Below are 14,882 nucleotides of genomic sequence, written 5' to 3'. Positions count from 1 at the left end.
GTGTTCCGGATGGCCATGGGCGAACGTCCCCGTGGCACGGCGAGGCCGAAGGCGAGGGAGAACCGCTCCGATGCACCAGCAGGACGAGACGTCCCCGGGCGGGAGCCCCGAGCAACTGGTCGACGGCCGCTACCGGCTGCTGTCCGTCCTCGGCGAGGGCGGCATGGGCGTCGTGTGGCGCGCCCACGACGAGGTGCTGCACCGCGAGGTCGCCGTCAAGGAGGTGCGCGCGCCCGCCGGACTGCCCGCCGCCCAGGCCGGGCGGCTGTACGCGCGGCTGGAGCGCGAGGCGTGGGCCGCCGCCCGGGTCGCGGCCGGCAACGTGGTCACCGTGCACGACGTCGTCACCGACGGCGGCCGCCCCTGGATCGTGATGGAACTCGTCCGCGGCCGCTCCCTCGCCGACCTGCTGCGCACCCGGGGCAGACTGGAGCCCCGCGAGGCCGCGCGGATCGGCGCCGAGGTGCTGGCCGCGCTGCGCGCCGTGCACGGCGCCGGGGTGCTGCACCGCGACGTGAAACCCGCCAACGTCCTGCTCGCCGACGACGGCCGGGTGGTCCTCAGCGACTTCGGCATCGCCCGGATGGAGGGGACCGCCGGGCTCACCATGGCCGGTGAGGTCGTCGGCTCACCCGAGTACATCGCACCGGAACAGGCGCTGGGCCGCGCCCCGGGCGCCGAGGCCGACCTGTGGTCGCTCGGCGTCCTCCTGCACACCGCCGTCCAGGGCCGCTCGCCCTTCCGCAAGGACGACGCCCTGGCGACCCTGCGCGCGGTGGTCGACGAGGAACCGCCGCCCCCGCACCTCGCCGGGCCGCTCACCCCCGTCATCGGAACCCTCCTGCGCAAGGACCCCGCCGAACGGGCCACGGCCGAACAGACCGCGCGGGACCTGCGGCTCATCGCCGCCGGAGGTGTGCCGGGAACGGACACCGCGCCCACGGCCCCCGCGCTCACCCCGGCCGACGAACCGGACACCGGCCCGCACCTCACGGCCACCGCCACCGCCATGGCCACGGCCCCGGCCACTGTCACGGGCGCGGCCACCCTCACGGGCGCCGCGGCGGCGCCGACATCCGACGCACATCCCGGGACCGAGCCCACCGCGCCCCGTCCCCCGGCACCGGACGTCACGGTGACGAGCACCGCCGCCGCACCGCAGCCCGCACCACCCTCCACACCTCCCACCCGGCCCGCGACCCGGCGGCGCACCCGGCAGTTGCTGACCGTCGCCGCGGCCCTGTGTGTCCTGCTCGCCGCCGGACTGGGCTACGCCGCCACCCGGAGCACCGGCGGCGACGGCCCCGGTGCCGGCGCCGCGACCGGGCAGCCCGTGGCCGTCACGGTCAGCGGGACGCACACGACGTACGCCGGTGCCTGCCCGCCACCGCCGGAGCAGGCGCCCGCCTTCACGGCCACCTTCACCGTGACGGAGCCGCCCGTGCGGTTCGCCTACCGCTGGGTGTCGGTGGGCGGGGCCGTGGTCGACCCGAGCTGGCGGACCCTGTCGTTCCCGGCGGGCGGCCCCCGCACCCATCAGGAGACCGTGCGGCTGACGGCGTACGCGAAGGAGGGCAGGCTGTCGAGCGCGATGGCGGTGGAGATCCGCACCTCGCCGCAGACGGTGTCCGGCGCGGTCCCGTTCACGCTGACCTGCGAGCCGTCCGCGGACGGCGTCTCCTGAGGAGGTGAACCCGGCGGGTCCCGGATTCCGTTCCGGTGATGGGCCGGTTCCGTCGGCGGACCGGCCCGGTACCTCTCCCGTGTCCTCCAGGAGTACGAGTGTCGTCGGTCATCGTGGGACGCACCGGTCCCTTCACCGGTCAGAGCCTGGTGCTGGGCGCCGCTCCGCTGCGCTTCGGCCGCAAGAGCGACAACGACGTGGTCATCGTCAGCGCCAGCGCGTCCCGGCTGCACGCCGAGATCGTCCTGGAGGGCGACACCCACGTCCTCCACGACCGCGCCAGCAAGAACGGCACGTACATCAACGAACAGCCCGTCGTACGGCACGCGTTGACCGCGGGCGACATCATCCGCATCGGTGACGAGACCTTCCTGTTCGACACGGAGGAGGCCATGGAGACGGTCATGGCCCTGGCCCCGCCGGACCCGCCCCGTCCCGGACCGGCCGCCGACCCCGGGGAACTCCGGGTCACCGTCGCGGGCGGCGGCCCGGTCGGACTCGCCTTCGCCCTGCTGCTGGAGGACGCGCTGCCGGGACGGGTGTCCATCACCGTCCACGACGGACGGTGGACCGAGCACGGCTCCACCGTGGTCTGGAAGGACGAGACCCACGGCAACGTACGCCGCCAGCAGGTCGTGACCGTCCAGAGCAGGCAGTACCTGGCGCTGACCGAGGAGATGCGCACGGCACTGTTCGGCGACGCGGAGCACTTCTCCGAGATGTGGCCCGTCGGACCCGACTCCGTCGAGGGCCGTCCGCCCCGCAACATCCGGATCGCGTACGTCGAGGACCGGCTGCTGGAACTCGCCGCCCGCAAACCGGCGATCCGGCTCGTGCCCCGGCGCTTCGACGCCGCCGAGTACGAGAAGCGGCCCGTCCGGGACCATGTCCTGGCGATCTGCGAGGGCGGCCGCTCCCGCACCCGCGAGCACTACGCCGACCGGTTCGGCGTGGCCGACGCCTCCATCTACTCCCTGGACGGCGAACACCTCCAGGACGTGGTCCTGGGACTGCGGGTCAAGTCCTCGCTCACCGACCGGATGAGTGTGCTGCTGACCGTCGCGCAGAACAGGTTCCTGCTCAACTCGCTGCGCGGCGAGGGCTTCCTGAACATGCGGCTCACCCGCGAGGAGGCCCGGAACGTGATCGGCATCGATCCCGTGCGCCAGGTCTTCGAGGAGTGTGTCGCCGCGCGCCCCTGTGTGATGAGCCGCCACGGCGACAACGAGTTCGTCTGCCCCACCCACGGCACCCTCTTCCTGCCCGCTCTGCTGCGCGGTTCGCCGCTGTGGCGGCGGATCCAGGAGGGGCTGCGGCTGTTCGGGGTGGCCGAGGACGACCTCAGCGCCGTCACCTCGTTCCGGCTGGACATGGTCCAGCGGCCCCGGTTCACCGCGCAGATCGGCCGGGCCACCGCGACGGACCCGGGAACCTACGGATTCCTGCTGGGCGACGCCGCCAACGCCATCCACTTCTGGCCCGGCCGCGGCCTCAACAGCGGCCTGGCCTCGGCCACTTCGCTCGCCCTCTCGCTCAGCCGCGCCTGGCGGGGCAAGCCGCTGCGCGACGCGGACTTCATCCGGCACGAGGCGGCGATGTCGATGCTCCAGTACCGGCACAAGAGCCGCGCGTGGAACGCCATGGTCACCACCGACGATCAGGGCGTCACCCGGGCCATCAAGGACATCGTCGCGGCCAGCCAGGAGCCGTCCCCGGGCCCGGCCCCGTCCCCCGCCCCGGCCCCCGGCGCCGCCCCGGGCCCGGACCCGGACCGGGCGGGGGAGGCGTCGGACCTGGACGCGCTGCTCACCCGGCTGGCCGCCATCCGCGCACGCCTGGCGCCCCGCCTCCCCGGCATGCCCACCGACGAGGAACTCCGCGACCATCTCGGCGGGCTCCGGCCGTCGACCCTGCGCACCCTCCTGGCCAGCGGCGCCTGGGACACCCTGATCGTCGGCGGCGAGGAGGCCGACATCAACCTCTTCTACCAGGAGAACCCGCCCCTCTACGTGGCCCGCCCCGCGGACCCCCGGGCGGACCCCCGGGCGGACCCCCGGGTGCCCGGTCCCTCCTTCGCCCCCAAGGAGGCGCTCACCCCGTGAACATCACCCGCAGGACCGTCCTGTTGACCGGCGCGACGGACGGCCTCGGCCGCGCCCTCGCGCACACCTTCGCCGCGCGCGGCGACACACTGATCGCGCACGGCCGCAGCGCGGAGAAGGGCGCCGCCCTGCTGGCGGAGCTGCGCGCGGCCACCGGCAACCCCCGTCTGCACTACGAACGCGCCGACTTCTCCTCGCTGGCCCAGGTGCGCGACCTCGCCGATCGGGTCACGGCCGGGCACGGACGGCTCGACGTCCTGGTGAACAACGCCGGGATCGGCTCCCCGCCGGTGCGCGAGCAGAGCCGGGACGGTGCCGAACTGATCCTCCAGGTCGACTACCTGGCCCCGTACCTGCTCGCCTGCCGGCTCGCGCCCCTGCTGGCGCGGTCGGCCCCGGCCCGCGTCGTCAACGTCGCCTCCCGGGGACAGGCGCCGGTCGACTTCGACGACGTGATGCTGGAACACGGCGAGTGGGACGGCATGCTCGCCTACGCGCGCGCGAAACTGGCGCTGATCGCCTTCACCTTCGACCTCGCCGAACGGCTGCGCGGGACCGGGGTGACCGTCAACGCCGTGCACCCGGCCTCGCTCATGCCGACCAAGATGGTGCCGCCCGGCTTCCCGCCCCGGAGCACGCTGGAGGAGGGCGCGCGCCATACGCTGCGCCTCGTCGACGACCCGGAACTGGCCGAGGCCACCGGCCGCTACTACGACGGTGACCGGCCCGCCCGCGCGCACGAGCAGGCGTACGAGGCGACGCCCCGGGCCCGGCTGCGGGCGCTGGCCGAGTCACTGACCGGGGAACCCCTCCCCTCGGGGACGAACCTCGGCTCCGAGTGAACCCCGGGCCCCACGGCATCCGTTGATCCTTTGGAGAACGATCAACGATGTACCGAACAAAGGGAACAGTGTGAAGCTGCGCAACAAGCGCCTCGCCGGGATCGGCCTGGCCGTGCTCGCCGCGGGCGTGACCGCGCTGGGCACCACCACGGCGGCGTCCGCCTCGGCGGCGAACAACCCCGGCCAGATAGGCGTCTGGAACGTCGGCTCGGGCTGCGACGCCGCCAAGTACGAGTTCTGCATCTACACCGACGCCAACTACCAGGGCAAGTCGGTCGGCATCCGGTGGGGCGAGCGGGACACCTGGCTCGACCTCAAGGTGGACATCGGTGCCTCCATGTACCGCAGCATCTCGTCGGTGAAGAACAACACCAACTACGTCTGGGCCCTGACAGCCGACCCGCGGGACTCGCAGGTCGGCCTCAGGGTGTCCTCCTTCCACAAGCTGCCGAACCTGGCCGACTTCGGCTACGACAACAAGGCCGGTGGCCTCGGCATCTGGAAGGATGCCGGGCCCGGTTCCTGAGCCGCCGGTCTCCGGTCCGCCGGCCGCTCACTCCTCCTCGGCCAGCTCCAGCTCGATCACCGGCAGCAGGACATCCGGCCGGGCGACGGGCAGCGTGAGGGTGAGGGTGCCCGCGGGCTGGCCGGGCGGCGCCATGTTCACGTGCTCGTGCTCGGCGCCGTCCAGTTCGTGGAAGCGGATCTCCGAGCCGTCGTGCAGCAGTTGGGCGTAGCGGACCCGGCCCGCGAGCCCCGGCAGATGGAGGTGGCCGAGCGGCCAGGAGAGCAGGTGCAGGTAGAGGCGGTGGCCCACCCGGGTGCACAGCGTGTGCGGCGGGGCCTGGAGGCCGCTCGGACCGGCGCCGCGCACCGACCGCTCGTGCAGGGCCAGCCACGCGCCGATGGCCTCCAGCGTCCCGCGCGCCCGGGGGTCGAGGGCGCCCCGGCCGGTGGGACCCACATTGAGCAGCAGGTTGCCCCCGCACGCCACGGACTCCACCAGCATCCGCACCAGCAGCGCCGGGTCCTTGTACGCGTGGTTGTCCCGGTCGTAGCCCCAGGAGCCGTTCAGGGTGTGGCAGGCCTCCCAGGTCACCGGGGCGCCGTCCCGCTCCAGCGGCCGGTCGGGCTGGTACTGCTCCGGCGTCACGTAGTCGCCGGGGATGCCGAGCCGGTCGTTGACCAGGATGTCCGGCTGCAACGCGCGGACCATGGAGAGCAGTTCGGCGGCACCCCACTCCTCGGGCCCCTTGCCGGGGTAGGTGAAGTCGAAGAAGAGCAGGTCGATCGGGCCGTACCCGGTCAGCAACTCCCGCACCTGGCCGTGCAGATAGGTGCGGTAGCGGGCCATGTCGCGCGGCTCGTCCGCGGCCGGGGTGCCGCGCAGCGGATGGTGCTCGTCGACGGTGAAGTCCGGGTGCTGCCAGTCCAGCAGCGAGTAGTACAGCCCCACCCGCAGTCCCTCGGCGCGCATCGCCTCCACGAACTCCCGCACCAGGTCGCGTCCGACCGCCCGCTGGGAGGTGTACGAGGTCAGCGCCGAGTCGTAGAGGCAGAACCCGTCGTGGTGCTTGGCGGTCAGCACCGCGTAGCGCATCCCCGCGGCGCGTGCCGCGCGGGCCAGCTCGCGCGCGTCGAACAGATCCGGTTCGAACCGGTCCAGATAACGGTCGTACGCCTCCTGCGACATGGTCTCCCGGCTGCGCACCCACTCGTGCCGCGCGGCCAGGCTGTACAGCCCGAAGTGGACGAACATTCCGAAGCGGGCGGTCTCGAACCATCCGGTGGACGCTGTGGGCACGGCAACTCTCCTGGCGCGGTCGGCGGCTTTCACCGGTCCGGTGTCGTCTGTCTTCTGGCGTCTGTCTTCTTGAGTCTTGCGTCTTGCGTCTGTCTTCTGTCCCCGACAGCCGATGATGTCACCGGAGCCCGAGCGGGCCTCGGGCGGTACGACGACAGGCGCCCGGCGGAAGCGTTCCGCCGGGCGCCTGTCGTCGTACGGGGCCGCTCAGCCCGCCGGGAGCTGCCACTTCTGCTGCTCGGAGGCCGCGCACGTCCAGATCTGGAGCCTGGTGCCGTTCGCGGAGCTGGCCCCGGTCGCGTCAAGGCACCGCCCGGACAGCGCGTTGACCAGGGTGCCGTTCGCCTGCGGCGTCCACTTCTGCCCGGCCGAGGCATCGCAGACCTGGAGGACGACCGCGGTACCGCTGGCGGTGCCGTTGCCCGAGACGCCCATGCAGTCGCCGAGTGTCTGCACGGTGCCGTCCGGGGCGGCGGTCCACTGCTGGGAGACGCCCGTGCCGCAGGTGTTCAACTGCACCTGTGTTCCGGCCGTGTTGGTGGAGCCGGAGCCCGCGAGGTCGGCGCACTTGCCGCCGATGCCGGTCACCCGCCCGGTCGGACCCTGGACGGGCACCTGCCAGCGCTGGTTGTCGGAGCCCGCGCAGGCCCAGATCTGCAACGGGGTGCCGTTGGCGGAGCTGGGCCCGGTGGCGTCCAGACACGTACCCGACTTCTTCGACACCAGACCGTGGTTCACGGCCTGCTGCCACTGCTGGGCGGCGGAGCCGTCGCAGGCGGCCAGCACCACGCGGGTGCCGTTCACCGTGCCGCCGCCGCTGAGCGCCATGCACGTCCCGAGGACGCGCACGGTGCCGTCCGGGGCGGGCGTCCACTGCTGCGAGGCGCCCGTGCCGCAGGTGTTCAGCTGCACCTGTGTGCCGGGCGCGGTGGTAGAGCCGGAGCCCGCGAGGTCGGCGCACTTGCCGCCGTACCCGGCGAGGCGGCCGGTCGGCCCCTGCGCGGCCGGGAGCTGCCACACCTTGGCGTCGGTGACCGGACCGCAGTTCCACAGCCACAGGACCGCGCCGACGGCCGACGAGGTGTCCTTGACGTCCAGGCAGCGCCCGGACAGGTCGTTCACCACGCCGCCGTCCGGGCCCGCGTGCCACTTCTGCGCGGCCGAGCCGTCGCAGACCGCCAGCACCACCGGGGTGCCGTTGCCCGCCGTGCCGCCGCCCTCGGGCGTCATGCACCGCGAGTCGAACACGCGCAGCGTGCCGTCCTGGGCCACCGTCCACTGCTGGGACTCGGCGCCGCCGCAGGTGTTCAGCCGGAGCGGGGTGCCCGGCGCGGCGCTGCCGCCGTCCGAGTCGGCGCACATGCCGCCGATGCCGGTGAGGTGGCCGTGCGGCCCGGCCGGGACGGCGGGCGGGTCGAAGCGCTGCCCGGCCACCGAGGTGTCGCAGACGCGGGCGAGCAGCGGTGTGCCCTCGGCGGTCGCCGAGCCCTTCACCTCGACGCACAGTCCGGACGCCTGGTTGACCAGGGTGCGTCCGGAACCCGCCCGCCACTGCTGGACGGCGGAGCCGTCGCAGGCCGCCAGCACCAGGGCGGTGCCGGCCGCGCCGCCGCGGCCCGCGGGCATCGCGCACTTGCCCTGCACCCACAGGGAGCCGTCGCGTCCGGCGATCCACTGCTCGTCGGCGCCGCCGTCGCAGGCACCGGTCTGCACGGGTGTGCCGTTGGCCAGGCCGCCCGCGTGGCGCACACATGTGCCGCCGACCGCGCCGAGGGTGCCGACGGGCCCGGCGGGCGCCGGGGAGACCGGGAAGTCCAGGCCGACCGACGTCCTGCCCAGGTGCCGGGGCAGCACCGCCGGTGCGCCGCCGACCTGCTGGAAGGGGAGCGAGGTGACGGGGACCGACTGCCGCTCGATGAGATACGCGTGCCCGGCGCGCGCGGGCAGCGTGAACGTACCGGCGGTGGAGAACGGCACGACCGTGCTGCCGTCGGCGGCGTCCACCACCCCCACCGACTGGCCGGGCCACGGGTTGCGGGTGACGAACGAGGCGTCCCGGCCGGCTTCGAGCACCACGGTCACCGGAGTGCCGCCGCGCGTCTGCACGTCCACCTTCGCGCCGTCGTGCACGGTCACCGTGCCGTCCACGTCCCAGTCGGCGGGAACGGCGGGCGCGATGCGCAGCACGTCGTCGTAGTCCTGCACCAGGGCCTCGTTGAGAGCGGCGGCGATCACCCCGCCGCTCTCGCTGTACGGCTCGTGGCCCACCTGCACGTTGTTGTTGCTGGCCAGCCCCGACGGGTACAGCTGGTTGGTGGCGTTGAAGAGGAGCCCGTCCTTGACCGCGTCCGCCGTGCCGAGGCGTGCCGCCTGGAGCGCGTCGAAGCTCCAGTTGGCGTCGTTCGGGTACTGGCGGTGCTCGAAGGTCCGGTCGGCCAGGGTGTGCAGCGGGCCGGTGTCGCCGATCAGGCCGTAGGGCCAGACCGGTTCCAGGTCGAGGTTCTCGGAGTTGTGCGTCGGGGCGGTGGGCTGGGCGGAGACGGCGATCACGTCGTCCCCGGCGGCGTCCGCGTCCGGGGTGAGGACCTTGGTGTGGGTGGCCGCGTCGGTGCGCGGCAGCGGCGGCAGCTTCTGCTGCGCGGCGGTGAGCTGCGTGACGAGGTCCGCGTCGGTGCCCAGCGCCTTCGCCGCCGAGACCACCACCGGGAACAGCGCCTGCATCGCGGCGACATCGGTGACCGGGTCCTGGACGTCCCACTGCGTCTCGTGGGCGTTGGCCCGGGTGTGCAGCAGCCCGTCGGCGCCCGTGGTGGCGTACGACAGCAGGAAGCGGGCGCTGTCGCGCATCAGCGGATAGGCGTCCTTGAGGAACGCCTGGTCACCGGTGGTGCGGTACTGCTGCCACAGCGCGAGGGACACCTCGGCGCCGGTGCTGACCGTCTGCGCGTTGTACGAGGTGACACCCGCCTCGCAGGAGGCGTTGGCGGTGCCGCCGTCGAAGTAGCCGTTGCCGTTGAACCGCATCGTCTCCGGGACACACGCACCCGGGCGGCCGGACATGTGGTCCTTCGTCCATGCCTCGATCGCGGCCAGGTTGGAGGTGTACAGCCGGTAGTACGGCGTGTTGAGTTCGGACACACCCGAGGTGAGGTTGGCGGCGGCCTGCATACGCAGGTTCCACCACCAGTAGCTCTCCGGGGACCAGTCGTGCTGGTCGCGGGAGAAGGAGAACAGGTCGGCCACGCCCGCCTGGGTGCCCGGCAGGGCCGCCCGGCTGCTCGCCGCCGCCTGGTAGAGGTGGACCGTGCGCAGGTTCTCCAGGTACGGGCCGGTGCCGTCCGCCGACTCGATCTTCATCGTCCCGGCCCGCGACCAGAAGTCGTGCCACCAGGCGAGGTGCGGGGTGAGCAGGGAGGAGGCGGACGCGGTGGCGTCGGTGCCCAGGTAGGAGGCGGCCGTCGCGGGGGCGTCACCGCCGCTCCAGTGCGGCGCGGCGACGACGACCCGGAAGCTGCCGTCGGCGGTCGGCTTGAACGACACCTGCACGGAGTCGCCGTCCCGCACGGAGGACGTCACGTCGCGGCCCCCGGCGGTGACCGCGAGCAGCGTGCCGTACGTGTCGCCGGTGCCGCCGGTCCCGGAGTCCTGCCAGGTCTCGGCGAGTGTGCCCACCGGCCCCGAGGCGACGGCCGAGGGCGAGCGGCCCTCCCACAGGTCGCCGCCCACCGTCTGGGTGCTGTCGGGGTCGGCGCCGGTGACGTCCACCACGAGCTCGTCGCGGTCCGTGCGGGTGTAGACGGTCGCGGTCATCCCGCCGCCGCTCTCCCGCAGCACACCGTCGTACAGGTCGAGCCGCGCGGAGAAGTCGTCGGCCCCGGTGAGCTTCTTCAGCCCGGGGATCGTCACCTGGCCGGGAGACCTGCGGTCCGGGAAGGTGTCGGCGCGGTTGAGCTGGGCCGTGAAGCCGTCCGCGGCCCACACGGCGGCGCCCAGCACGCCGTTGCCCAGCGGCATCGACTCGGCCGGTTCGGTGCCGGGCCTGCCCAGCACCACGTCCGAGCGGCGGACCACATGCGCGCGGTCCACCTGGAAGGCGCCGTCGTGCCAGGCCGTCGTGACCGCGGCGGCGGCCCGTCCCGCGGCCCCCTGACCGGGGGTGGCCGGGGCCGTGACCGGAGCGGCGGCGGCGAAGGGCGCGGGCAGCAGCGCGAGCACCAGCGCGCCCAGCGCGCCCGGCAGCCATGCCGTCGAGCGCGCTCCACGGGGCCGCCCACGGGCGGCACATGTCATTTCTCTCACACCTCGTGCAACGTGTGCCCACAGCGGGGGGTTCACGCGCGGGCACACGTGCCCGCGATACGTCATTTGACTGCGGACATGTCGCGCCGGACGCCGGACGGCGCGGAACAGGCAGGAAGAACGTGAGTCATCAGACGGATACCGCCGGAGCCGGGCAAAGCCATCCTGGGAGCGCGGCCCGGCACCGCGTGGACGGAACCGGGACGGCGCCACCGCGGCGCTCCACCTCTGAAGGGAACACCATGCCGTTCATCACGGTCGGCCAGGAGAACACCACCGACATCGACCTGTACTACGAGGACCACGGCACCGGCCAGCCGGTCGTCCTCATCCACGGATTCCCGCTGAGCGGCCACTCCTGGGAGAAGCAGTCCGCGGCGCTGCTCGACGCCGGCTACCGCGTCATCACCTACGACCGCCGCGGCTTCGGACAGTCGAGCCAGCCCACCACCGGCTACGACTACGACACCTTCGCCGCCGACCTGAACACCGTCCTGGAGACCCTGGACCTGACCGACGCCGTCCTCGTCGGCTTCTCCATGGGCACCGGCGAGGTCGCCCGGTACGTCGGCACGTACGGCACCGCGCGGCTCGCCAAGGTCGCCTTCCTGGCCTCGCTGGAGCCCTGGCTGACCAAGAACGACGAGAACCCGGAGGGCGCGGCGCCCGCCGAGTTCTTCGAGGAGGTCTCCCGGACGGTGCAGGCCGACCGGTACGCCTACTACACCGAGTTCTACAAGGACTTCTACAACCTGGACGTCACCCTCGGCAGCCGCATCAGCGAGGAGGCCGTGCGCAACAGCTGGGACGTGGCCGCGGGCGGCGGCGCGTACGCTGCTGCCGCCGCCCCGCTGACCTGGGGCACGGACTTCCGCGCCGACATCCCGAAGGTCGACGTCCCCGCCCTGATCCTGCACGGCACCGCCGACCGGATCCTGCCGGTCGAGGCCACCGCGCGGCCGTTCCACAAGGCGCTGCCCGCCGCCGACTACGTCGAGGTCGAGGGCGGCCCGCACGGCCTGCTGTGGACGCACGCGGCGGAGGTGAACGAGGCGCTGCTCGCCTTCCTCGCCAAGTAGCCGCGACGGCGCCCCGCGGGCGGCCCGGCGCCCGCGCGGCGCCGGGCCGCCCGCGCGCAGGTTCCGCCAGGTGACCCCCGCCGGCGCCGTCCCCCGGGACCGCGCCGGCCGAGGCGTAAAGTGGCCCGAGCGGTGCCGGGCACGGCCGGGCCGCGCGGAAGTGCGAGGGCATGCGGAAGTGACAGACGGCGGAGCGGCGGGATTCCAGCGGGCGCGCAGTGCGGAGCAGCGTGAGGCGCGCAGGCGGACGATCCTGGCGGCCGCGGCGGAGTCGCTGGAGGAGATGCCGGTCGGGGACGTCAGCCTGCGGGAACTGGCCCGCCGTGTGGGCCTGTCCAAGACCAACGTCGTACGGTACTTCGAGACCCGCGAGGCCGTCTTCTTCGCCCTGCTCAACCAGTCCTTCGACCAGTGGCTGGACGAACTGCCCGCCGACCTCGCCGCGGCCGCCCCGCCCGGACCGGCGTCGCCCGCGTCCGTGACCGACGCGCTGGCCCGCTCCCTCGCCCGCCGCCGCCTGCTGTGCGAACTCCTCAGCTCGCTGGGCACCGAACTCGAACGCAATCTCTCCGCCGAGACCGCACGCGAGTTCAAACTCACCCACACCCGCGCCCAGAACCGCCTGGCCGCCCTCCTCCGCGAGCACCTCACGGCCCTCACCCCCGCCGCCGCCCGCGAACTCGTCTCCACCGCCATCCTGCTCACCGCCGGACTCTGGCCCTTCGCCCACCCCTCCCCGGCCGTCACCGAAGCCCAGCAGGATCCCGAACTCGCCCACACCCGCGTCGACTTCGCCGACCGCCTCAGCCGCGCCCTGCATGTGACCGCCACCGGGATCCTCCAGCTCATGTGACCGCCCGGTCCCGGCCGCGCGGCGCTGTCCGCGCGGCCTCCCGTGCCCGTCCCGAGCCGTTCGGACCCAAGCCGTTCAGATAGGTGCTGACGACCACGTCGGCGGCCTGGGCGGCGCTGAGGTGTGTCTGCCGCCGGGCGGCCAGCTGGATCAGCTCGGGCAGCAGCGGCCCCGCCCATCCCTCGGGTGCACCGGGGCGGAGGAGTCCTTCGTCGGTGGCGCGGCGCAGGAAGGTGTCGACTTCGTGGACGGAGCGGTCGCGGCGGGTGCGTACGGCGTCGTCGGTGAGCATGAGGCTGAGGTCGACGGGCCAGGTGCGGTTGACGGTGATGATGTTCTCGACGTAGCGGTGCAGGGCGACGGCGACGGGTGCTTCGCGGAGCCGTGCGTCGGTGATGGCGTCTTCGACGGCGNCCAGGCGGGAGTGGTGGATGGCGGCCAGGAGGTCTTCGCGGGAGGCGAAGCGNCGGTAGACGGTGCGGCGGTCCACTCCTGCCTCGGCGGCGATGCTCGCGATGCTCGCGCCCGGGTCGGCGGCGAGCATGCGCGCCCCGGTGGTCAGAACGGCTTCGAGATTGCGTGCTGCGTCGGCTCTCATTCCATAAAAGTACCTCTGGTGGGACAGCTATGGCGTTTGCAAGTCACACTTATGTCTATCTAACACTGAGAAGTGCTACAGTCATGGGACAGATGGCGAAGCACTCGCAGGGTGTCGGATCCTGCGGAACCGAAGGAGCGATCGTGATGATCACGTATGACCGGCTGTTCGTGGCGGGAACCTGGACCGAGCCCAGCGACGCGGAGCTGCTGGAGATCGTGTCGCCGCACGACGGATCGGTGATCGGGCGGGCGGCGCAGGCGCGGCCCGCGGACATCGACCGTGCGGTGGCGGCGGCGCGGGCCTCGTTCGACGCCGGTGTCTGGTCGTCGGTGGCCCCCGCCGAGCGGGTGGCGGTGCTGCGCCGGTTCAACGCGCTGCGCGAGGAGAACGCGGAGCGGGTCGCGGAGCTGATCTCCCGGGAGAACGGCTCGGCGCTGTGGTTCACCAAGGCGGGCCAGCCCGGTCTCACGCGGCAGGCGAACGCGTATCTGAAGGCGGCCGAGGAGTTCGGCTGGGAGGAGACCCTGACCCCGTCGGACCCGGCGTCCCCGGTGCGCAGCGTGGTGCGCAGGGAGGCGGTCGGCGTGGTGGCGGCGGTCATCCCGTGGAACTCCCCGTTCTCCTCGGCCACTTCGAAGATCATCCCGGCGCTGCTCGCGGGCAACTCGGTGGTGCTGAAGGTGTCTCCGGAGAACTCGCTGAGCATGGGCTTCCTGGCCGAGCTGCTGGAGCGGGTCGGGCTGCCCGAGGGCGTGATCAGCGTGCTGCCCGCGGACCGGGAGACCAGCGAGCACCTGGTCTCGCACCCCGACGTGGACAAGATCGCGTTCACCGGCTCGACGCGGGCCGGGCGCCGGATCGCCTCGATCGCCGGAGAGCAGCTCAAGCGGGTCTCCCTGGAGCTGGGCGGCAAGTCGGCCGCGGTGATCCTGCCGGACGCGGACATCGCCACGGCCGTCGCGGGACTGAAGTTCTCCTCGCTCCTCAACAACGGCGAGGCGTGCATCGCGCAGACCCGCATCCTGGCCCCGCGCGAGCGCTACGAGGAGGTCGTGACCGCGCTCAAGGACCTGGTGGAGTCCCTCAAGGTCGGCGACCCGAGCGCCCCGGACACCTTCATCGGCCCGATGATCCGCCGCGACCAGCAGCAGCGGGTCATCGACTACGTCGAGCTGGGCATCCGGGAGGGCGCCCGCCTGGTCACCGGCGGCCCGCAGGTCCCGGCGGGTCTGGAGGCCGGCTACTACGTCACCCCGACCGTGTTCGCCGACGTCGACAACTCGATGCGGATCGCGCAGGAGGAGGTCTTCGGGCCGGTCCTGGTCGTCATCGCCTACGACGACGAGGACGACGCCGTCCGCATCGCCAACGACTCCGAGTACGGCCTGTCCGGCGGTGTCTGGTCCGCCGACGAGGCACACGCCCTGGCCGTGGCCCGGCGGATCCGCACCGGCACGGTCACCGTCAACGGCGCCTCGGTCGGCTTCGACGGCCCCTTCGGCGGCTTCAAGGCCAGCGGCATCGGCCGCGAGTACGGCTCCGTCGGCCTCGGCAGCTACACCGAGTACAAGACCGTCACCGTCTGACCCGCCCCGCGCCCCGTCCCCTTCGGCGCTCC

Annotated in this window: 10 protein-coding genes; 7 read left to right on the top strand and 3 right to left on the bottom strand. The window is 73.0% G+C overall.

The genetic code is table 11. The annotated features are described in order from the left end of the window. Positions 1-70: 70 nt before the first annotated feature. The 4 genes from B086_RS0105760 (at position 71) to B086_RS0105745 (ending at position 5,154) form a co-directional block, all read left to right on the top strand. Positions 71-1,684, top strand: coding sequence for a serine/threonine-protein kinase (locus B086_RS0105760; RefSeq protein WP_018565454.1), 1,614 nt, complete (start codon positions 71-73; stop codon positions 1,682-1,684). A 98-nt stretch (positions 1,685-1,782) separates the two neighbouring features. Further along, positions 1,783-3,786: an FHA domain-containing protein gene (locus B086_RS0105755; RefSeq protein WP_026252141.1), complete on the top strand. Its 2,004-nt coding sequence runs from the start codon at positions 1,783-1,785 to the stop codon at positions 3,784-3,786. Beyond that, positions 3,783-4,628, top strand: a complete 846-nt coding sequence (locus B086_RS0105750) for an SDR family NAD(P)-dependent oxidoreductase (RefSeq protein ID WP_018565453.1) — start codon at positions 3,783-3,785, stop codon at positions 4,626-4,628. The genes B086_RS0105755 and B086_RS0105750 overlap by 4 nt, the downstream gene beginning before the upstream one ends. 70 nt (positions 4,629-4,698) lie before the next feature. Next, complete coding sequence (locus tag B086_RS0105745; protein ID WP_018565452.1) at positions 4,699-5,154, top strand: peptidase inhibitor family I36 protein; 456 nt, start codon at positions 4,699-4,701, stop codon at positions 5,152-5,154. A gap of 27 nt (positions 5,155-5,181) precedes the next feature. Here B086_RS0105745 and B086_RS0105740 read toward each other — a convergent pair whose 3' ends face one another. After that, a complete protein-coding gene (locus B086_RS0105740; protein WP_018565451.1) occupies positions 5,182-6,432 on the bottom strand; it encodes an alpha-L-fucosidase in 1,251 nt (416 codons plus the stop codon). A gap of 207 nt (positions 6,433-6,639) precedes the next feature. Then, entirely contained in the window at positions 6,640-10,722 is a 4,083-nt protein-coding gene (locus B086_RS42210) for an RICIN domain-containing protein (protein WP_078530988.1), read from the bottom strand. Between the two features lie 251 nt (positions 10,723-10,973). Here B086_RS42210 and B086_RS0105730 point away from each other — a divergent pair, with 251 nt between their 5' ends. Together B086_RS0105730 and B086_RS0105725 are read left to right on the top strand one after the other, a co-directional pair. Further along, the gene (locus B086_RS0105730) at positions 10,974-11,810 is read left to right on the top strand and encodes an alpha/beta fold hydrolase (RefSeq protein WP_018565449.1); all 837 of its coding nucleotides are present in this window, start codon (positions 10,974-10,976) and stop codon (positions 11,808-11,810) included. Between the two features lie 178 nt (positions 11,811-11,988). Next, positions 11,989-12,663, top strand: a complete 675-nt coding sequence (locus tag B086_RS0105725) for a TetR/AcrR family transcriptional regulator (RefSeq protein ID WP_018565448.1) — start codon at positions 11,989-11,991, stop codon at positions 12,661-12,663. Here B086_RS0105725 and B086_RS39240 read toward each other — a convergent pair. Further along, positions 12,656-13,207 (bottom strand): TetR/AcrR family transcriptional regulator, encoded by a 552-nt coding sequence (locus B086_RS39240; protein WP_234029261.1) that lies wholly within the window; start codon positions 13,205-13,207, stop codon positions 12,656-12,658. The two genes, B086_RS0105725 and B086_RS39240, sit on opposite strands and share 8 nt — an antisense overlap. Before the next feature lie 200 nt (positions 13,208-13,407). Between B086_RS39240 and B086_RS0105715 the strand changes: the two genes are divergently transcribed. Next, positions 13,408-14,850, top strand: a complete 1,443-nt coding sequence (locus tag B086_RS0105715) for an aldehyde dehydrogenase (RefSeq protein ID WP_018565446.1) — start codon at positions 13,408-13,410, stop codon at positions 14,848-14,850. Positions 14,851-14,882 lie beyond the last annotated feature (32 nt).

Origin of the sequence: Streptomyces sp. PsTaAH-124 (assembly GCF_000373685.1) — a bacterium.
Lineage (GTDB): Bacteria > Actinomycetota > Actinomycetes > Streptomycetales > Streptomycetaceae > Streptomyces > Streptomyces andamanensis.
Note: the sequence above shows the minus strand (reverse complement) of the source record. Positions and strands in the feature narration are given on the sequence as shown.